At 63.7% G+C, this 19541-nt stretch carries 22 protein-coding genes and 1 tRNA gene; 11 read left to right on the top strand and 12 right to left on the bottom strand.

From position 1 onward, the window contains the following. Positions 1–73 precede the first annotated feature (73 nt). Entirely contained in the window at positions 74–298 is a 225-nt protein-coding gene (locus tag PGB28_RS10755; RefSeq protein ID WP_271421521.1) for a hypothetical protein, read from the bottom strand. Positions 299–320: 22 nt separating this feature from the next. Then, positions 321–1445: an acetoin utilization protein AcuC gene (locus PGB28_RS10750; RefSeq protein WP_271421520.1), complete on the bottom strand. Its 1125-nt coding sequence runs from the start codon at positions 1443–1445 to the stop codon at positions 321–323. A gap of 50 nt (positions 1446–1495) precedes the next feature. On the opposite strand from PGB28_RS10750, the gene PGB28_RS10745 reads away from it, so the two are divergent. Both PGB28_RS10745 and PGB28_RS10740 read left to right on the top strand, forming a co-directional pair. Beyond that, positions 1496–2572: an AbrB family transcriptional regulator gene (locus PGB28_RS10745; protein ID WP_271421519.1), complete on the top strand. Its 1077-nt coding sequence runs from the start codon at positions 1496–1498 to the stop codon at positions 2570–2572. A 33-nt stretch (positions 2573–2605) separates the two neighbouring features. Next, on the top strand, positions 2606–3874 hold the full coding sequence (locus PGB28_RS10740) for an MFS transporter (protein WP_271421518.1): 1269 nt from the start codon (positions 2606–2608) through the stop codon (positions 3872–3874). On the opposite strand, the gene PGB28_RS10735 is transcribed toward PGB28_RS10740, so the two are convergent. The 3 genes from PGB28_RS10735 to PGB28_RS10725 all read right to left on the bottom strand — a co-directional run bounded on the left by PGB28_RS10735 (position 3871) and on the right by PGB28_RS10725 (position 7079). Further along, complete coding sequence (locus PGB28_RS10735) at positions 3871–5688, bottom strand: ABC-F family ATP-binding cassette domain-containing protein (RefSeq protein ID WP_271421517.1); 1818 nt, start codon at positions 5686–5688, stop codon at positions 3871–3873. The genes PGB28_RS10740 and PGB28_RS10735 overlap by 4 nt on opposite strands. Before the next feature lie 63 nt (positions 5689–5751). Further along, complete coding sequence (locus tag PGB28_RS10730) at positions 5752–6483, bottom strand: GNAT family N-acetyltransferase (protein WP_271421516.1); 732 nt, start codon at positions 6481–6483, stop codon at positions 5752–5754. Positions 6484–6617: 134 nt separating this feature from the next. Further along, positions 6618–7079 (bottom strand): outer membrane protein assembly factor BamE, encoded by a 462-nt coding sequence (locus tag PGB28_RS10725; RefSeq protein WP_271421515.1) that lies wholly within the window; start codon positions 7077–7079, stop codon positions 6618–6620. An 86-nt stretch (positions 7080–7165) separates the two neighbouring features. Between PGB28_RS10725 and PGB28_RS10720 the strand changes: the two genes are divergently transcribed. The 8 genes from PGB28_RS10720 (at position 7166) to PGB28_RS10685 (ending at position 13098) form a co-directional block, all read left to right on the top strand. Beyond that, on the top strand, positions 7166–7732 hold the full coding sequence (locus PGB28_RS10720; RefSeq protein ID WP_271421514.1) for a YceD family protein: 567 nt from the start codon (positions 7166–7168) through the stop codon (positions 7730–7732). A gap of 160 nt (positions 7733–7892) precedes the next feature. Further along, a complete protein-coding gene (rpmF, locus tag PGB28_RS10715) occupies positions 7893–8099 on the top strand; it encodes a 50S ribosomal protein L32 (RefSeq protein ID WP_271421513.1) in 207 nt (68 codons plus the stop codon). Between the two features lie 22 nt (positions 8100–8121). Beyond that, positions 8122–9237, top strand: coding sequence for a phosphate acyltransferase PlsX (gene plsX / locus PGB28_RS10710; RefSeq protein WP_271421512.1), 1116 nt, complete (start codon positions 8122–8124; stop codon positions 9235–9237). Further along, positions 9234–10205: a beta-ketoacyl-ACP synthase III gene (locus PGB28_RS10705; protein ID WP_271421511.1), complete on the top strand. Its 972-nt coding sequence runs from the start codon at positions 9234–9236 to the stop codon at positions 10203–10205. Before plsX ends, PGB28_RS10705 begins: the two co-directional genes overlap by 4 nt. 102 nt (positions 10206–10307) lie before the next feature. Beyond that, positions 10308–10610 carry an integration host factor subunit alpha gene (gene ihfA / locus PGB28_RS10700; protein ID WP_271421510.1) on the top strand — a complete coding sequence of 101 codons (303 nt, stop codon included), beginning with the start codon at positions 10308–10310 and terminating at the stop codon, positions 10608–10610. A gap of 18 nt (positions 10611–10628) precedes the next feature. Further along, the gene (locus tag PGB28_RS10695; protein ID WP_271421509.1) at positions 10629–11810 is read left to right on the top strand and encodes a MerR family transcriptional regulator; all 1182 of its coding nucleotides are present in this window, start codon (positions 10629–10631) and stop codon (positions 11808–11810) included. Positions 11811–11877: 67 nt separating this feature from the next. Continuing rightward, positions 11878–11954, top strand: a tRNA-Pro gene (locus PGB28_RS10690). A 67-nt stretch (positions 11955–12021) separates the two neighbouring features. Next, positions 12022–13098, top strand: a complete 1077-nt coding sequence (locus PGB28_RS10685; RefSeq protein ID WP_271421508.1) for a 2'-deoxycytidine 5'-triphosphate deaminase — start codon at positions 12022–12024, stop codon at positions 13096–13098. Between the two features lie 14 nt (positions 13099–13112). Here the strand turns inward: PGB28_RS10685 and PGB28_RS10680 are convergent, their stop codons facing one another. After that, positions 13113–13982 carry a LysR family transcriptional regulator gene (locus tag PGB28_RS10680; protein ID WP_271421507.1) on the bottom strand — a complete coding sequence of 290 codons (870 nt, stop codon included), beginning with the start codon at positions 13980–13982 and terminating at the stop codon, positions 13113–13115. A gap of 87 nt (positions 13983–14069) precedes the next feature. Between PGB28_RS10680 and PGB28_RS10675 the strand changes: the two genes are divergently transcribed. Beyond that, positions 14070–14285 carry a hypothetical protein gene (locus PGB28_RS10675; RefSeq protein WP_271421506.1) on the top strand — a complete coding sequence of 72 codons (216 nt, stop codon included), beginning with the start codon at positions 14070–14072 and terminating at the stop codon, positions 14283–14285. 7 nt (positions 14286–14292) lie between these two features. On the opposite strand, the gene PGB28_RS10670 is transcribed toward PGB28_RS10675, so the two are convergent. The 6 genes from PGB28_RS10670 to PGB28_RS10645 form a co-directional block, all read right to left on the bottom strand. Further along, positions 14293–15486 (bottom strand): hypothetical protein, encoded by a 1194-nt coding sequence (locus PGB28_RS10670; protein WP_271421505.1) that lies wholly within the window; start codon positions 15484–15486, stop codon positions 14293–14295. Between the two features lie 99 nt (positions 15487–15585). Next, on the bottom strand, positions 15586–15786 hold the full coding sequence (locus tag PGB28_RS10665; RefSeq protein ID WP_271421504.1) for a hypothetical protein: 201 nt from the start codon (positions 15784–15786) through the stop codon (positions 15586–15588). Positions 15787–15943: 157 nt separating this feature from the next. Beyond that, the gene (gene scpB / locus PGB28_RS10660) at positions 15944–16609 is read right to left on the bottom strand and encodes an SMC-Scp complex subunit ScpB (RefSeq protein WP_271421503.1); all 666 of its coding nucleotides are present in this window, start codon (positions 16607–16609) and stop codon (positions 15944–15946) included. Then, on the bottom strand, positions 16606–17418 hold the full coding sequence (locus PGB28_RS10655; RefSeq protein ID WP_271421502.1) for a segregation and condensation protein A: 813 nt from the start codon (positions 17416–17418) through the stop codon (positions 16606–16608). Before PGB28_RS10655 ends, scpB begins: the two co-directional genes overlap by 4 nt. Then, positions 17415–18419: a glycoside hydrolase family 3 N-terminal domain-containing protein gene (locus PGB28_RS10650; protein WP_271421501.1), complete on the bottom strand. Its 1005-nt coding sequence runs from the start codon at positions 18417–18419 to the stop codon at positions 17415–17417. Before PGB28_RS10650 ends, PGB28_RS10655 begins: the two co-directional genes overlap by 4 nt. After that, entirely contained in the window at positions 18416–19504 is a 1089-nt protein-coding gene (locus tag PGB28_RS10645; protein ID WP_271421500.1) for an SPOR domain-containing protein, read from the bottom strand. Before PGB28_RS10645 ends, PGB28_RS10650 begins: the two co-directional genes overlap by 4 nt. Between the last annotated feature and the right edge of the window lie 37 nt (positions 19505–19541).

Genomic DNA, 19541 nt, shown 5'->3' with positions numbered 1-19541 from the left:
ATGCGTAAGAATACTCCAGACGAAAAACACTCGCCCGAAATGGACGGTTGGCGCGTTGCAAATGAGCAGCGCGTCACACCAGCCTTTTGCAGTGCATGCGAAACCGGCTCGCTGTCCGAGGTCCGAAAAACGGACCTTTCAGGCCAGAAATGAGGTTGGTGCAGTGAGACAAAGTCGGTTCGGACGTCGCGCGCCCGATGCTTCGGTGCACGAGATGCGCCGCCAGGTCCCGGCGCACGGCCCCCATCTGCTGCATGATGCCTTCAATCTGTTCGGGCATGTTTTGCGTGCCGACCAAGCGCCCGCTCTTTTGGGAACGGTCACCTGCCCCAACGCCAGCCCTGCACCAGTCCCCCCGCTGCCTCTGCCAGCGCCTCCACCTCAGTCCGCACCGGTCCCGGGCGTGGCGCATCGCGCAGCGTCCCGGTCAGATAACCCGGCACCGGGCCGCGTTGGCGCAGCCATGTCAGCGCCTCGAGAACCTCTTGCGCCTCTTTGGGCAAATGGTCGGGGATCTCCTGTCCGGCCAGTGTCGCCCAGACCCCGGACCACAGCCGCCCGACGCTCCACGGGTTGTATCCGCCCCCGCCCAACACAAGCAGGCGCGGGGTCATCTCCCGCAGCCGTGCGACCATGTCGAAATGCACGTTGTTGGACAGCTCCAGCCGCGCCAGCGGGTCTTCGGTCACCGCATCGGCCCCGCATTGCAGCACGATTGCCTGTGGCTCCAACCGCTCAACAGCGGGCAGGATCACCTGATCGCGCAGATGGGCGAATTCGCTGTCATTGACCCCCCTCGGCACGGGCAGGTTCAGCGCCGCGCCCCCGGCGCGATCTGCGAAAGCGCCGGTAAAGGGCCAGCGCTGGTCCTCATGCACCGAGATCATGCGCAGATCCCCTGCCCCGGCAAAGCCCGCCTCGACCCCGTCGCAGTGATGCGCGTCGATATCGACATAGAGAATGCGCGTCAGCCCCATGGCACGGAACTGCATGATCGCCAGCGCCGGATCATTGAGATAGCAGAACCCCGCCGCCCGGCCCGGCATGCCATGATGCGTGCCGCCACCGGGGTTAAAAACCACGCCGCCATTGGCCAACAGGCTGGCCCCAAGCATGGAGCCTCCGGCGGCGGTGGCCGGTCGGCGGTACATCTCGGCAAAGACCGGGTTGGAGAGCGTCCCAAGCCCATGGCGCGTGCGGGTGTCATCATTCACGCTTTGACGCGCTTCGGCCCTTTGCAGCGCGGCGATGTAATCGGCATCATGAAACAGCGTCAGCGCCACAGGCTTGGCGCGCGGGCTGGTGCGGTAGCAATCCGGCCCCAGCCAGCCCATCACGCGGCACAGGTCAATCACCGTCGGCACGCGCGGAATGCTCAGCGGGTGGCGCGCGCCGTAGGAGGAGCCGCGATAGATATTCGAGCCGATGAAAAGCGGCCCGCTCATGCGCCGTGCTCCAGCTTTCCCCCGGGAACGCGGCGGAGTAGTGTCACGCCATGACCCGGCACACCATCCTGACCACAGCTCTTTTGCTTGCGCTTTGCGGCGTGGGCGGCGCGTTGGCGCAGGTGCTGCACCTGCCGATGCCATGGATGATCGGGGCGCTGATCATGTCCGGCGTCTGCATCGTGCTGGCCGCCCGGGCAGAGCGGTTCGAAAGTTACAGCTTTCCCTTGCCCCTGCGCACCGCCTTCATCGGCATGATCGGGGTGATGATCGGGGGTCAGGCCACGCCCGAGCTCTTGCGCCAGATGACGCAATTGCCGGTGACGCTGGCCGCGCTGGTGCTGTTCATCGGGATCGCCCATGCGGGTAATGTTGTGATTTTCCGCCGGATTGGCAAATTTGACGCCGCGACAGCATTCTACAGCGGCACCCCCGGCGGGTTGATGGAAAGCATCCTTCTGGGCGAGGCCGCCGGGGCCGATGCGCGCATCCTGACCCTGCAGCAATTCCTGCGCATCATCCTTGTGGTCACGCTTGTACCCCTTGGCCTGTCGCTCTGGCTGGGCCACCCGGTGGGCTCGGCCGCCGGGGATATGGGGCAGATCAGCGGTGATACGGCGACGCTCCCGGAGCTCATTCTGGTGGCGGCGGCTGGGGCTGCGGGGCTGGGGCTGGCGCGGCTCGTGCGGCTGCCTGCGGGGCATCTGACCGGGCCACTGCTGCTGACCGCCGGATTGTCGCTGAGCGGCGTCGTCACGCTGCATGTGCCCTTCTGGCTGATCGCGCTGGCGCAGGTGGTCGTGGGGGCCAGCCTTGGGCTGCGGTTCAAGGGGGTGAGCCTTGCGCTTTTGCGCCGCTCCGTCGGGCTGACTGCGCTTTCGGTCACCTTCATGCTGGCCTTGGGCATGGGAATATCTCTGGTCCTTGTTCATCTGACCGATATCCCTTTCCTGCACCTGCTGATCAGCTTTGCCCCCGGCGGCGTCACGGAAATGTCGATCATCGCGCTCAGCCTTGCGGCCAATCCGGCGCTGGTCACGCTGCATCATGTGCTGCGCATCCTCCTGACGGTGATGGAGCTGACGCTTGTCACCAAACTGCGCCCGCAGATGGCGGGGCCAAGGTAAGTCAGAGCCGCGATCCATCCGGTTAGCGCCGTGATGCGTATCAAGCTGGAAACCAACGAGAGCATACCGCCAATGCCAGCCACCGCGCGCCGCAGACTGGACCTGCCCCGATACGGCGCTTACGCGGCGGTGGTCGCGGCGGCAGGCATTCCGCTTTATATCCACCTGCCCGCCTTTGTCGCGGCGCGCTACGGGATCGGTCTTGAGGTTCTGGGGGTGCTGCTGCTGGCCATGCGGCTCATTGATTTCGTGCAGGACCCGGGGCTTGGCTGGGTGCTGTCGCGCTTTGGGGCGCGGCGGGACAGGGTGGCGGGTCTCGCCGCTCTCGGCCTCGGCGCTGGCATGTTCGGGCTTTTTGCCGTGGACGCGCCGGTGACGCCGCTGCTCTGGGTCACGCTTTGCCTGATGCTGACCTTTACTGGGTTTTCGCTGCTCACCATCCTGATCTATGCCGACGGTGTCGCGCGCGGCGGGCGCGACGCGCAGGTACAGGTCGCGGCATGGCGCGAGGCCGGGGCGCTTGTGGGGATCACCGCCGCCTGCCTGCTGCCCTTTGCCCTGCCCGGCGAAGGCTATGCAGGGTTTGCCGTGGCCTTTGTGCTGGTGCTGGCTATTGCGGGATGGGCCATGCGGGGGCGCTGGCGACCTATCGAGATCCCGCCTGCCCCGCTTGCGCCGCTGTTTCGCGACGCGGTGCTGCGGCGGTTTCTCCTGCTGGCCTTTCTCAATGCCGCTCCGGTGGCGGTGACCTCGACCCTTTTCCTGTTCTTTGTCGAGGCGCGTCTGGAATTGCCCGACCTGACCGGCGCGTTTCTGGTGCTGTTCTTTCTTGCGGCGGCGGGTTCGACCGTGCTGTGGCGGGCACTGGCGCTGCGGATTGGCGCGGCGCAAACGCTTGGCACGGGCATGGGGCTGGCCATTGCGAGCTTTGTCTGGGCCTATACGCTGGGTCCCGGTGACGGGGTGGCATTCGCAGTGATCTGCCTTGTCTCCGGGGCGGCGCTTGGGGCGGATATGATGCTGCTCCCGGCGCTGTTTTCCAGCCATCAGGCGCAAAGCGGCGGCGATCCGGCGCTGGGTTTTGGCTTCTGGAGCTTTGCGGCCAAGGCGACGCTGGCCATATCGGCGGGTGTGGTCCTACCGCTTCTGGGATGGGCCGGGTTTGCGCCCGGCGCCGTGAACAGCCCCGACGCGCTGATGGCTCTGTCAGCGGCCTATGCGTTGCTGCCGGTGGTGCTCAAGATAGCGGCGCTGGTCATGCTCTTGCGGTTGCGGCCGATACTGGCGGGGCTGGCGGTTTAGGCCTGCTCGGATTTTTCCTCAAGCTCCAGCCATTCCTCTTCGCTGGCCATCAGCTTTTCCTGCCGCTGCACCAGCGCCTCGGTTGCCTTTTTGAACTTCACCGGCTCCCGCGTGAACAGTTCCGGATCAGCCAACAATTCTTCGAGCTTGGCGATCTCCGCCTCCAGCCGCTCCATCTCGGCGGGCAGCGCCTCAAGCCGGTGTTTTTCGGTGAAACTCAGGCCGGATTTGGACTGCGCCTTGGGTTTGTCCCCCTTGGGCTTTTGCGCGGCGGGCTGTTTCTCCGGCGCTTTCTCAGGGGCTTGTTCGGCCTTCTGCGCCTGATAATCGGACCAGCCCCCGGCATAGGCGGTCACCTTGCCATCGCCCTCCATGGCGATGGTCGTGGCCGCCACGCGGTCCAGAAAATCCCGGTCGTGGCTGACAAGCAGCACGGTGCCGTCATAATCGCCCAGCAGTTCCTGCAACAGGTCCAGCGTCTCCACATCCAGATCGTTGGTGGGTTCGTCCAGCACCAGCAGGTTGCTTTCCCGCGCCATGATCTTGGCCAGCAACAGCCGGGCGCGCTCGCCGCCCGACAACGAGCGGATCGGCGCGCGGGCCTGACGTTCGTCGAACAGAAACTCCTTGAGATAGCCCACCACATGCTTGGGCTGACCGCGCACCATGATCTGGTCGGCCTTGCCCGACACACGCATTTCGGGATCACCGGTGAGGTTGTCCCAGAGCGTCGCGTCGAGATCGAGCTTGGCGCGCGCCTGATCGAACACGGCGGGCAGGATATTGGTGCCCAGCTCCACCGTGCCCGCGTCGGGCTGAACCTCGCCCATGAGCATCTTGAGCAGCGTCGTCTTGCCCACGCCATTGGGGCCGACAAAGGCCACACGGTCGCCACGCTGCACCCGGAGCGAGAAATCCCGACAGATGAGCTTACCCTCATAGGCCTTTGTAATGCCTTTGGCCTCGATCACTTTTCGGCCCGACTTTGGCCCGGCGTCCAGCGCCATGGCCGCCGTGCCCTGACGCTTGATCATCGCGGCGCGTTCAGAGCGCAGATCGCCCAGGGCGCGCACCCGGCCCATATTGCGCTTGCGCCGTGCGCTGATCCCCTCCACGGCCCAGCGGGCTTCGGACTTGATCTTGCGGTCAAGCTTGTGGCGCGCCTGATCTTCCTCATCCCAGATCTTGTCGCGCCAGGCTTCGAAATCGCGGAACCCCTTTTCCTGCCGCCGCGTCATTCCCCTGTCAATCCAAAGCGTTGCGCGCGTCAGTTCATTCAAAAACGCCCGGTCATGAGAGATCAAAACAAACGCCGCCCGGGTGGATTTCAATTCATTCTCCAGCCATCCGATCGCCTCGATATCGAGATGGTTGGTCGGCTCGTCCAAGAGCATCAGGTCCGGTGCTTCGGCCATCAACTTGGCCAAGGCCGCGCGCCGCCGCTCCCCGCCCGAGGCAGTGTCCACCGGGCGGTCGGGATCGAATTTGAGCCCTTCGCCCGCGCGTTCCACCTTGTACATCTCGCCCGGTTCCAGTTCCGAAGTGGCGAAATCGCCCAGCGTGGAAAACCCTGACAGATCAGGCTCTTGCTCCATATAACCAACGCTGGTGCCGGGCGGCACAACGCGGGTGCCCCGGTCGGGTTCAACCAACCCGGCCATCACCTTCATCAAGGTGGATTTGCCCGACCCGTTGCGCCCGACAAGCGCCACGCGGTCGCGCTCCTGCACAACCAGATCAAGCGCGTCGAAGACAGGGTCGCCGCCAAAGGTGAGCGAGATATCGGAAAGCTGAAGAAGGGGTATCTGTGCCATGGGTGCAGCTATGCGATGTGCCGCCACAGGGTCAAGCGCTCACGCATCGAGGGCCGCTCAAAATCATCCCGCCGCGGCCCGTAGCAGCTTTTTGCGGGCGGCAGGAATGGCCCCGATCTCGACCCCTGTGAACACATGCAGCGTGTTCATTGCCGTATCCACCACCGCATGATCGCTGACCCAGCCACCCATCATCAGATAGGTCCGCAACAGCGGCGGCATGCGTTGCATCGCGGTTTTCATGTCCGGCTTGCGGCGCAGACGCTTGGCAAAGGGAAAGACGCGCGGCGCCTTGACCCGGGGCAGCCAGCGGCTCGGGCCAAGATGGCGGTCGCGCAGCATGGCAAAGGCGTCGTGATAGCGCGCTGCATCGGTGCCCGCAAACGAGGCGCAGCCAAATAACAGCTCGACGCCGGTATCATCCACAAACCGCGTCATCGCCCCCCAGGCCACGCGCAGGATGTCCGGGTCATGGCGCTCCGGGTGCACACAAAAACGGCCCAGTTCCACTATCCGCCCCTGAAACCCTTCCAGCGCCGAAAGCTCGTAATACTGTGCCGAATAAGACCGGCCGATGTCCCGCCCGTTGTCCAGCGGCAAAAAGCGGAAACAACAGACTAGCTCGGCGCTGCGCGTGTCTTCGACCAGCATATGCTGGCAGGTCGCGTCAAAACCATCCGCATCCAGACCCTCGGTGCCGTGAAAGGCGAGATGACGCAAACGCTGCGCGGCTGCAATCTCGGCACCCGTCCCGGCCAGTCGCGCGCGATAGCGTTTACCCGTCCCGGTCACCATGGAATCCCGCCGCCTCTCGCCTCTGATCGCACCGTTGCAATCAGATCGTGTCCGACACGTTATGAGGCCGGTCCATGACAGACAAGTGTCACCAATCGCTGACTGTCCCGTCAGTGCGATTCAACGCGCGATGATCAGGTCTGAACACCGAACTGGCTCAGATCAAGCCCGCCGATATTGCCGAACAGTTTGCGAATAAAGCCGATATCGCCATCGCCGCTCACCGTCACGCGGCGCGTCAGAACGATCACCCGACCATCCTCAAGCCCGTAGCGGGAGATGTTGCTCACCACGCCAGCGCTGTCGAATTCCACGGCCACGATCTGACGGTCCACCACCTTGGGCTTTTGCGGACCGAAATGGCGCACGGTGCTGCCGACATAGTAGTAATTGCCTGCATTCAGCACGCCGCTGGTGCCAGGCACGCCCACGGTTTCGGCCACGGTGTCGCGCGTATCGACGCCGACGATCACATTGGACAGTTCTTCATCGGTGGGCAGATAGCCGTGATTTCGGAACTGCGCGGCACAGGCAGACAGCACTGCCACACACGCAAGGGCCACGATCACGCGCCTGATACCGGTTCTGCCCGCCATGGATGCCCTCTTGCGTTGCGATTGGCTCACTTTTATCCCGCTTACAGAAGGTTTGCCCGTGGTTCAAGAAAGGAAGCGCGTTCGTCATGTCCAGGAAAGACTCTGAAACAGGTCACGCGCTGCTTGTCGCAACGCTGTCACAGGCCCGCACGCATCGCTTTGAAATTGTTCCCAACGAGGCCGAGCGCGGCCAATTGGCTGCGGAACTCGGGCTGAGCGCGCTGCGCAAGCTGCGTTTCACGGGAGAGATTCGCAGCGCGGGCAAACGCGACTGGCTGCTCACGGGCACGCTGGGGGCGACAGTTGTTCAACCTTGCGTGCAGACGCTGGTCCCGGTGACCACGCGCATTGATACCGAGGTGAACCGCCGTTTCGTACCGGAGACCGGTGTTACCTTTGAACCGGGCAGCGAAAGCGAGATGCCCGAGGATGAAAGCATCGAACAACTGGGCAGCCACATCGACCCATGGGCGGTGATGGTCGAGGCGCTGGCGCTGGCGGCACCGGATTACCCGCGTTCCGATGATGCCCCCGCGCTGGGTGAATTCGTCGTGACCGAGCCGGGCAAAACACCGATGCGCGAGGAAGACACCAAGCCCTTTGCCGGGCTGGCCGGGCTGCGCGACAAGCTGGGCGGCGGGGATGAAAGCTGAGCCGCCAAAGAATCGCTTGCAACATGGAAAGAAAATCGTATTTTCGCGCCCTCTGAGAGATTTGGGGTTGTATGTGACGCTCAACTGCGCGTATCTGCCCGGAACCACCCGAAACCGCGGGCGCCAAGAGCGCCCCACAAAGTCGAATAGAGATTGAGCCATGGCCGTTCAGCAAAACAAAGTGTCCAAATCGCGCCGCAACAACCGCCGTGCGCATGATGCCCTGGTCGCTGCAAATCCCAACGAATGCGACAACTGCGGTGAGCTCAAGCGCCCGCACCATGTCTGCCCCGCCTGCGGCCACTATGCCGAGCGCGAAGTCGTTGCAGTTGCCGACGAGATCGAGCTGGACGAAGACGCAGCATAACAACTGACCCGGGCCCCCACCCATGACCGCGCCTCATCAGACGACTGCGGCACAGCCCGGGGGCCAGGACAGCACAGTTATTGTGTCGGTTGACGCTATGGGCGGCGACCGTGGCCCCGCAACCGTGGTTGCGGGGATTGCTGCGTCTGCGGCCAAGAATCCTGATATCGCGTTTATCCTGCACGGCCCCGAAGCCGAGCTGCGCCCTCTGGTCGAGCGCCGCAGGGTGCTGTCCGGTCGCTGCGAGATTCGCGACGCCGCGGATGTGGTGTCGATGGAGGACAAACCGTCCCACGTGATGCGCCATGGCAAGGGCACGTCCATGTGGTCCGCGCTTGAGGCTGTGCGCGACGGCGAGGCAAGGGTGGCGATATCCTGTGGCAATACCGGCGCGCTCATGGCGCTGTCGATGGTGCGGCTGCGCAAGCTTCCGGGCGTGAACCGCCCGGCGATTGCCGTGCTCTGGCCATCGCGCAATCCCAACGGCTTCAATGTCATGCTGGATGTGGGCGCGGATGTGCGCGCCGATGCGCATGACCTTTTGCAATATGCGCTGATGGGCGCGTCCTATGCCCGCAACGGTCTGGACCTGCCCCGCCCGCGCATCGGCTTGCTCAATGTCGGCACCGAGGAGCACAAGGGCCGGTCCGAGCTGCGCGAGGCGCATGACCTGATCCGTGACCACGCCGAGGCGGGCAAGTTCGACTTTGTCGGCTTTGTCGAAGGCAGCGATATTCCCGGTACTGTCGCGGATGTGATCGTGACCGACGGGTTTACCGGAAATGTCGCGTTGAAGACCGGAGAAGGCACCGCTAGCCTGATCGGAGAATTGCTGCGCGAAGCGTTCAAGTATTCGCCACTGTCCCGTCTGGCCTCGCTTCTGGCGCTGACCTCTCTGCGGCGGCTGAAAAAGCGGATTGATCCGCGCCGGGTCAATGGCGGCGTGTTCCTTGGACTGAATGGCACGGTCGTGAAGTCGCATGGATCGGCGGATGAAACAGGCGTAAGTGCAGCGGTGAAGCTGGCGTTTGAACTGGCCCGGTCGGGCTTTTCCGACAAGGTGGCAGCGCGGATCGCGGCGGCCGCGGAACTTGCAAATACAGCTCCGGACAACGGGGCGTCAGGAGAGCAGAAATGACAATTCGGGCGGTCGTCACCGGTGCAGGGCATTATCTTCCCGAGCGGGTCGTCCCGAATTCGGAATTCGAGAAATCCCTTGATACCAGCGACGAATGGATCCGGGCACGGTCTGGCATCGAACGCCGCCATTTCGCCGCCGAGGGCGAGTTGACCTCGGACCTCGCGACCAAGGCGGCGCGGAATGCGCTGGCACAGGCAGGCATCGACGCCAACCAGATCGACGCGCTGGTGCTGGCCACCTCGACCGCCGATCTGACCTTTCCCTCAGCCGCGACCATGGTGCAGGCCAATCTGGGCATGACCCGGGGCTTTGCGTTCGATGTTCAGGCGGTCTGCGCGGGCTTTGCCTATGCGCTGTCCAATGCCAATGCGCTGATCCTGTCGGGACAGGCAAAACGCGTTCTGGTGATCGGGGCCGAAACCTTCAGCCGGATCATGGATTGGACCGACCGCTCGACCTGTGTGCTGTTTGGCGATGGCGCGGGCGCATTGGTACTGGAAGCGCAGGAGGGCCAGGGCACGCCGGAAGATCGCGGCATCCTGTCCACCGATCTGCATTCCGACGGGCGGCATCGCGATATCCTCTATGTCGATGGCGGTGTCTCGACCCAGACCACCGGCTATCTGCGCATGCAGGGCCGCGAAGTGTTCCGCCATGCCATCGAAAAGCTGGCCGCAACCGCAAATGCCGCGATGGAGAAGGCCGGTGTCACGACCGATGACGTCGACTGGATCGTGCCGCATCAGGCCAATATCCGCATCATACAGGGCACCGCCAAAAAGATGGGCCTGCCGATGGCCAAGGTGGTCGTGACCGTTCAGGACCATGGCAATACCTCCGCTGCATCGATCCCGCTGGCGCTGTCGGTGGCCTCGGAACGGGGCCAGATCGCGCCCGGCGACCTGATCGTGACCGAGGCGATTGGCGGCGGTCTGGCCTGGGGCGCGGTGGTTTTGCGCTGGTAATTGCCCGGATTTGCACCGTTTTTCGCTGATTCCGCGTATCGTGGAACTTGACTCGCTTTCATTCCCCTGCCTAAGCTGTTGGAAACTCTGGGGAGATTTATGATGAGCGACAAGACGCTGACGCGAATGGACCTAAGCGAAGCCGTATTCCGCGAGGTTGGGCTATCGCGCAATGAATCCTCGGAGCTGGTGGAACGGGTGCTGGCGCTGATGTCGGACTCTCTGGTGGACGGCGAACAGGTCAAAATTTCCTCCTTCGGCACCTTCTCTGTCCGCGCGAAAGCGGCCCGTGTCGGGCGCAACCCCAAGACCGGCGAAGAGGTTCCGATTGAGCCGCGCCGCGTGCTGACTTTCCGCCCGTCACACCTCATGAAGGAACGTGTCGCCGCCGGAAACCGGCGCTAAGCGGGGAGCCCGGGCGCGATGGCAAGCAAATCCCCCGACGCCTTCCGCACCATTTCCGAAGTTGCCGACTGGCTGAACACGCCGGCCCATGTGCTGCGGTTCTGGGAAAGCAAGTTCTCTCAGGTGAAACCGGTGAAGCGCGCCGGAGGGCGGCGCTATTACCGCCCGGCGGATATGGCGCTGATCGGTGGGATCAAGAAGCTGCTGCATGATGACGGCATGACCATCAAGGGCGTGCAGAAACTGTTGCGCGAACAAGGCATCAAACATGTGGCGGCGATGTCGCCACCGCTGGATGAAGACCTTGAGCAAATGGTTGAGCCGACCCTGTCGGACCCGGTTGCCGCACCGCCCGAGCCCGAGCCTGAGACCGGCCAGGTTCTGAGCTTTGCCCCCAAACAGGACGACGACACCCCTGCCCCCGAGCCAGAGCAAGAACAGGCACCGTTTGCAGAGGCGTCCCCGCCCGCCGCCGATCCCTTTGAGGATATCGAAGAGGATGGTGAAAACCTGTTCTCCGATGAGGCACAGGCCGACCCCATCGCAGCCTCCGATCAGGATGATCATATCGAGGCTGCCGCCGCAGAGCCCGAGAGCACGCCCACCGAGGACGCGCCGCAGGCTGCGGCACCGGCACAGGACGGCTCCGCCGATACGCCCCAGGCACAGGACCCTTCGCCCGAGCCTGAGGTAAAGCGCAAGACGCTGCCGAGCTTCCTGCAAAAACCGGCTGAAACTACGGCCGAACCGGAGCCACAGCCCGCGTCCGAGACGCCCGCCGGAGACCCCCGCTCCCCGGAGCCTGAACCGGCTGAGGCCGACACAAGCTCTGAGGCGGAAATCGCAGAACCGGACAGGCCGCAAGAGCCGGAACAGGTCGAGGCGGCAGCCGACCCGGCACCACAGGCCGCAGAGGCGGATGCATCTGCGACCGGAGACAGCGATCAAGAGACGACTGTGGCCGCGCCCCCGTCCGCCGAGGCCACCCCGGAACCCGCACAAAACGACACCACCAACGCCCCGCGCGCGGTCGAAACACCGCCCGATCCCGGCGACCACGATGTTACGGCCCAGGGCGCATTGTTGACACGGCTTGCGCAGGGCAAAAAGCCCGATCATCCGGACGCAAAGACAGTGGCGGCGCTGGCCAACCGGTTGCGTGACCACGCGTCCAGACTGGCCGAAGCGGGGCGCGACTGAGCCTTTTGAAAATGTGCCAAATTTCCTCTTGCCCCCCGTGCCAAAACAGGTATGAAGGCACTCCAGTCGGGCTATGGCGCAGCCTGGTAGCGCGTCCGTCTGGGGGACGGAAGGTCGCAGGTTCGAGTCCTGCTAGCCCGACCATTTTACCCCTCCCCCAAATGACACTTCCCTGCGGCATACCAGCAAAAGACGCCGAGGGGGACATGTCATGACCGGAGTTCTGGCCAGCCAACATATCCGCGAGATGATTACCAGGGGGCAACTCACGGGCCAGCCCGAAATCCTTGAGGATCAGATCCAGCCTGCCTCGCTTGACCTGCGGCTAGGGACCGTGGCCTACCGCGTGCGGGCCTCGTTCCTGGCCGGATCGGGTCGCAAGGTTGCGGACCGTCTGGCGGAGTTCGAGATGCACCGCATCGACCTCAGCGAAGGGGCCGTGCTGGAAAAAGGCGCGGTTTATGTCGTGCCGCTGATGGAAACGCTGGACCTGCCCGAGGGTATTCAGGCCGTGGCCAATGCCAAAAGCTCGACCGGGCGGCTGGATCTTTTGACCCGCACGATCACCGATCAGGGGACCGAGTTCGACCGCATCCCCGATGGCTATACCGGGCCTTTGTTCGCCGAGATCTGCCCGCGCTCCTTTTCCGTACTGGTCCGCCCCGGTATGCGGCTGAACCAGATCCGGTTCCGCGCCGGACAAGCGGTGCTGGACGATGCCACGCTGCGCGCGCTGCACGCCGAAAGCCCGCTGGTGGACAGCGAGGCGGTGATCGACGGAGGGCTTGGCTTTTCGGTCGATCTGCAGCCCTCGACTGGCACGCTCGTCGGCTACCGCGCCAAACCCCATACCGGGGTGATAGACCTTGACCGCATCGGCGGCTATGACCCGGCGGATTTCTGGGAAGAGCTGCACAGCGAGTCCGGGCATCTGATACTCGACCCAGGGGCGTTCTATATTCTTGTCAGCCGCGAAGCGGTACACATCCCGCCGCAATACGCCGCAGAGATGGCGCCCTATCTGGCGATGGTGGGTGAATTCCGCGTGCATTACGCGGGCTTCTTCGACCCCGGTTTCGGCCATGACGCGGCGGGCGGCGCAGGCGCGCGTGGCGTGCTGGAAGTGCGCTGCCACGAAGCGCCCTTCGTGCTGGAACACGGGCAGATCGTCGGGCGGCTGGTCTATGAACGGATGCAGGATGTGCCCGAGGTGCTCTATGGCGCGGGGCTGAAATCCAACTATCAGGGCCAGGGGCTGAAGCTGTCGAAACATTTCCGCATGGGCTGAACCCGACCCGCGCCTTAATACAATACGCCTTTGAGGCGCTTTTTCAGGCGCGGCGCGGCATAGCTCAGGAAGGCGCGCACATCCGCGCGTTTGTACGCCTCGGGGCTGGTCAGCAGCCAGAGGTTCATGCGCGAGCCTTCGGGCGGGTCAAAGCAGCGCACGAGTTCGGGATCATTATCCCCCACAAAAATCGTCATCGGGCCGATACATTGCCCTGACCGGATGGCCAACATCAGATCATGGCCCGACGCACAGCGCAGCACATTGCGCCGGTGACTGATGATATGGCTGAGCAAACCGACGCGATGCGGCTCCATGTTCGGGGTATAGGCATCCGGAGTGCCGTGTTTCTCGGCATAGCTGCGGGACGCGTAATAGGTCCAGCCGGTTTCGCCAAGATTGCGGGCGATCAACCGGTCATCCTTGATCGTTGATGACATGCGCACCGCTACATCCGCGTCGCCCTTGATCAGATCGAGCACCCGTTCGGTGGCGATGAACTCAAAACTGATTCCCGGATGGCTGCTGGAAAACTCGGCAACGACCTGTGCGATATTGACGATCAAGTCATTGTCGAGCGCGGTGATCCGGATCGGCGGCGCGGCAGTCTGCTGCGCGTCCTGCGCCGCCTCTTCCAGCGCCAGCGCCGCTTGTTCCAGCGCCTCGGCAAGGGGTTGCAGGCGCAGCGCCGCGTCCGTCGGACAGGCCCCGCGCGTGGATTTCGTGAACAGCGCCAGCCCAAGCACATGTTCCATAACGTCGATCCGACGCGCCACCGTGGTCTGGTTGATCCCCAGCACGCGCGCGGCGGCCAGCGTCGATCCCTCGCGAAGCACCGCGAGGAAGATCCGCACATCTCCCCAATCCCGAAACCGGTTCTGCATATTTGCAGAACAGCACGGCGGCGCGGTAGATACCAGAACAAACTGACCCGGCGTAATCTGGTTTCAACAGCGCAAAGGAGAAATTCCATGACCACGATGACAATGACCCGCCTGCCCATCCTGTCCTGGCTGACCGCGTGGCGCCCCCGAAAAGACATGCAAAGCGTCGGCGAGGTGCGCGAAACCTTGTCGGACAGCGACGATCTGCGCCGCGAATACCTGTCCCGTCTGATTGCTTCGGATTGCTGCGCGGGGGAATTCGGCGCACAGGGGTTGATGGGTCTTTATCCGCGCGATTTCTGAGGCCGGATTACGCGCCGTCCTGTTTCTTTCCCTTGGCATTGGCGAACAGCTCCTTGCCGGTCTTCTGGATACGGACAAAGGCATGTTCGGCCATAAAACCGGACAGAAAGGCAATAAAAGCAACAGTATAGGGGCTGATCTCGGCATTGCGGGGCGAGCCGGAGCCATTGGTCAGCACCAGCATCCCCGCCCCGGCCAAGAGGAAAATCGCCAGCGCCGCAGCGATCCCCTCGCCCACCCCCACGAAAAGCCGCGACAGGTCATCGACAAACAATGTCTCGCCATCCTTGCGCGCGGCCTCGCGTTCGGGGCTTTGCAGCGACCGGGTATAGGACACCACCGTCCCCAGACCACCCGCCGCCATGGTCACGATCAGCGTCAGGAAGATCGTCGGCATGCTCACCAGTTCCAGAAAAAACTGCCCGCCATAAAGCTGCGCCAGCGCAGAGACCCGCGCGCGATTGCTCGAATCCGCCGGTTCGCGGGCGCGCAGCGCGTTAAGCTCGCGTTCGAACTGATCGCGTTGCTTGTTGGGCCAGGATCGTGCCTCCAACGCGCGGTCCAGGTCGCTTTGCCGGGTCAGAAGCTCTTGCCCGATCTCGCGCAGCCGCGCGTCCAATGTGTCCAGCTCGGTCTGCGCCGCGCTCAGGTGACCACGCAGCGCCGACACGGCGTCGGCCTCCGCCTCTGCGTCATAGGCCAGCGCGGGGACAAGCGTCAGAATGGCCCGCATCCGGGCCAGATCATCGGGTAATTCCGGGTCTTCCAGCGCCTTGCTGATCTGAGCCGCGGAATCCGCCTCCCAAAGCCCCTGCCCGCGCCGGACATGTACCAGAGTCCGGATCGCCAGCGTATTACGCTGCGATTGGGCGCGTTGATGGTTGGCCTCGATCCCAGAGATCGTGGCCTTGGCCGCATCAATGCGTGCATCTGCTTCACGGACCAGATCCAGCGTGGCGTCGATTTGTCTTTGCAGCACCGCTTCTCGTTTCAACAGGTAGATCAGGTCATCAAGACCGCGGGTGTTCTCAGTAACCTTGTGGAAATCGGCCTCAAGATGGGTGCGCGTCAGGTAGCTGGCAAAACCTGCGAAGACGGCAGCGACGAAGAAGACATATAAAAGAAAGACCGCAAACCCGGTGCCATAGGCGCGGCGGTTCGACGGTCTGGACGGTTTTTCACTGTCGGTTGGCTCGGTCATGGAAAAAACTTTCTGGGTCAAATAAGGCCCAGAATAGCATCAAACCGAGAATTTCACAATTTTAGCGAGAGACGCGTATGAGGGACACGCGCCAGTGCCTTACATCCGACCGGCGCGGCGGGCCATGCGTGCGGCCTGACGAGCCTGGCGGACTTGCTGTTTGGTTTGCTGTTGCTGCTGCGGGGAGGCCTGTCCGCCACGGCCTTTGGCCACGCGGTTGATCCCGGCATCAATACCCTTGTTCACGGCTTTGCGGACGAAAAGCCGGATGACCATATTGATCAGTTGATTGGCGTTCATCGGGGACGCTCCTTTGCCTGCTCACGCGGAATATAACAGGGAATCGTGCAAATTTCAGGGCAGAGGCACAGATTTGATCGCGCGCCCCTGTCTTCTTCTCTTTGACAAATACGCAAGTTCCAACGCCTGCCACGGGACACCCCGTCACAGCAGATGCTCAATCCTCGAACAATTCGCTTTGCCCTTCCTCGGTCTCGGGCTCGTCTTCGCCCTCTCCGAATTGCGGCGTACCGCCCGGCGCAGGACGGTTTTCCAAGAGCCCGGCCTGCCGCAATTCCTTGAGCCCGGGCAGGTCACGCGCGCTCTCTAACCCGAAGTGATCAAGGAAATCCTGCGTCACCACGAAAGTCACCGGGCGGCCCGGGGTCATCTTGCGGCGGCCAAAGCGGATCCATTCCATCTCAAGAAGCTGATCCACCGTGCCGCGCGACACGCTCACGCCGCGAATCTCTTCGATCTCGGCCCGCGTCACCGGCTGATGATAGGCGATGATCGCCAGCGTCTCGACCGCCGCGCGGCTCAGCTTGCGGGTCTCGACCGTTTCCTTCTGCATCAGGAAAGACAGGTCCGGCGCGGTGCGCATCGCCCATGCGTCGCCCACCTTGACCAGCCGCACGCCGCGCCCCTCATAGCGTTTGCGCAGATGCACCAGCGCCTCGGCGGCGTCGCAACCATGCGGCATGCGCGCCTCAAGGTCCTTGACCGTGACCGGTTCCGCACTGGCAAAGAGCACCGCCTCGACCATGCGCTCCTGTTCGCCCATGGGCGGGGCCTCGAACAGGCTTTCTTCTTTTTCTTCTGTGTCTTGCACGTCGTCGTTCATGTATCTTCCGAGCGTCTGCGAAGCTTGATCGCTTCGAACATTCCTGATTGGCGCAGCTCTGCCTTGCCTTCCTTGACCAGTTCCAGCGAGGCCGCGAATGTCGCCGCCGTGGCCGAACGCCAGCGCACCGGGTCGGCGTCCCATCCATCGGGAAGATAGACCGAGATATCGGTCCATGACCCGGCAAAGCCGATCATGCCGCGCATCCGGTCCAGCGCCTGTTCCATGGTAAAGACCTTTTCGCGGTCCATCACGAAGGGGCGAAACTCATCCTTGGTGCGCACCCGCGCATAGCCCTGCATCAGGTCCAGAAGCGTTGCGGTGTAGGTGACTTTCTTGACCCGTTCCACGACTTCGGGAACACCGCGCGCAAACACATCCCGCCCCAGCCGGTCGCGCGCCATCAACTGTGCCGCCGCCTGTCGCATGGCTTGCAGCCGCTCAAGCTGGAACGCCAGATGCGCGGCAAGTTCCTCGCCCGACGGGCCCTCTTCGGTGGGATCGGGCGGCAGAAGCAGCCGGGATTTCAGGAAGGCGAGCCATGCGGCCATAACCAGATAGTCGGCGGCCAGTTCAATACGCAGCGCCTTGGCTTTCTCGACAAAGGCCAGATATTGCTGCGCCAGATGCAGCACCGAAATTTTGCGCAGGTCCACTTTCTGCGTGCGCGACAGGGTCAGAAGAAGGTCCAAAGGCCCCTCGAACCCCTCCACATCGACGATCAGCGCCTCGGCGGCAAGACGCTCCGCGACGCTCTGCCCGGCATCCTCCGGGGCAGTTCCATCATCGAAAAAATCAGTGTCGCTCATTCCCCGGACCCGGCCAGCAGCGCTTCAAACTGCGCGGCCAGCTCGGATATGTCAACGGGGGCCGGTGTCTGGCGATAGGCCAGTGCCGCCTTGCCACGCAGGGCGGCGTCTTCGCTCATGGTGCCCACCGCCTCGACCAGCGCGGACATTTCGTCCATGCGCCCGTTCGAATGCAGCACCACGTCACAACCCGCGCGGATCGCCGCCAGCCCGCGTTCGGCCACCGTGCCGCTGAGCGCTTCCATGGAAATGTCGTCGGTCATCAAAAGCCCGTCAAAGCCCAGTTCGGCACGGATCAGGTGGATCATGCGTTCCGATTGGGTCGCGGGGAAATACGGGTCCACATCCTCAAAGATCATATGCGCGCTCATCCCCAGCGGCATGTCCGAGAGCGCGGCAAAGGCCGCGAAATCGCTGGCGCGCAGCTCTTCGACCAGTGCCTTGGTGTGCGGCAGCTCCACATGGCTGTCCACGCGGCCCCGGCCATGGCCCGGCATATGTTTGATCACCGGCAGAACGCCACCGTCCAGCAGCCCGCCCGCCACCGCATGGCCCACCGACACCACGTCTTCGAGCGTTTCGCCATAGCAGCGGTTGCGCAGGAACGGATGCGTGTCGCTTCCCGCCACGTCCAGCGTCGGGATGCAATTCACGTCGATACCCAGATCCAGCAATTCCCAGGCGATGATACGGGCGCGCAGATACATCCCCTTGGCCGCGTGTTTGCCCAATCGGGCCACATCCTTGAGCGGTGGGTTCCAGTCGCGCGCCAGTGGCGGCCGCAGGCGCTGGACGCGGCCGCCCTCCTGATCAATCAGGATCGGCGCGTCATAGCCGACCGCGTCGCGCAAATCGTTGCAGAGCGCGCGGATCTGGTCATGCGAGGTGAGGTTCCGGGTGAACAGGATAAAGCCCCAGGGCGCGGCCTCGGCAAAAAAGGCGCGTTCCTCGGGGCTCAGCGTCGTGCCTGCGGGCGCGACGATGACCGCGCTGTGGCTCACTTGACCACGACCGGGATGCAATCGGCACGTTCGGCCACCAGCGCGGCGCAGAAACGACGCGCATCGGCCAGATCGTCAAAGCCATGCGCCCGAAGCCGGTAGAAGGTCCGCCCGCCGCTTTGAGCGCGCTGGATCACCCGTTGCTTGTCGTCAAAGAACGTGTCGAACCGGCCCGAGATACGGGTCCATTCCTGCTGCGCAATCTCGGCACTTTCATAGGCCCCAAGCTGCACCAGACGTGTTCCTGCGGGCAATGCGGTGGGGTCGATCTCCTGCGCGGCCGGTGTCGTCGTGGGGGCAAGCGTCGGGGCGGTTGCGGCGGCGGTCTGCAATGTGGCCGGGCGGCGCTTGGGGCGCAGGGACACTTTGACGCCCGGCGCATCGATCACCGGCGAGAGGCTGGCGGTCTGGGTCTGTTGTTCCGGCTCGGATGCAGTGACGGGGGCCGGGTCGCTCAGCCGTGCACTGTCTGCGGCGATCTGATCGGCCAGCGCCTGAATGGTGGCGTTCTGGATGGGATCGCTGGCTGTCCCGGCCTGTGCCGCCGATTGTTCGCCGCCAACCCGATTGGTCATGATACGGCGCACCGGGGCACGCGTTTCCGCATCGCTTGGCGGGACAGAGGCGGTCATCACGGTTTCGGCGGGTTCGGCCTTTGCCACGGGGCTGGTTTCGGGGGGCGTCATGCCCGCGATGGGCTGGTCTTCGTCCTCAAGCCCCACCGGGCGCGGGGCCAGCGCCACCTGATCCGCCGGACCAGCGGCAGTTCCCAGGCCCGCCACCTCGTTCACGGCAAGCCCCTGATGATCGGCCTGCCGTCCGCCGGGATCTTCGGGCGCCACGCGCATCGGGCCCTCGGCGGCGCGGACCACCGGGATGCCGGTCACATCGCGCATCAGCAACTCATAGCCCCATATGCCGACGCCGATCACCAGCGCCAGCGACACCACGGCCCCCGCCACATTGGCCAAGGTTCCCACCGAAACGCCGGATTTCAACTGAGACGCCACGCCCGCCTGCGCGCCGTTGCCATTTTGTGCACCACCATACCCCATGGAGGAGCCGGACATCTGGATATCTGCCATCATCGCCTCTTTGCCCCCGGCGATACGTGCCGCGCGA

The sequence above is a fragment of the Primorskyibacter aestuariivivens genome, from assembly GCF_028023675.1.
GTDB classification, from domain to species: domain Bacteria; phylum Pseudomonadota; class Alphaproteobacteria; order Rhodobacterales; family Rhodobacteraceae; genus Marinovum; species Marinovum aestuariivivens.
Note: the sequence above shows the minus strand (reverse complement) of the source record. Positions and strands in the feature narration are given on the sequence as shown.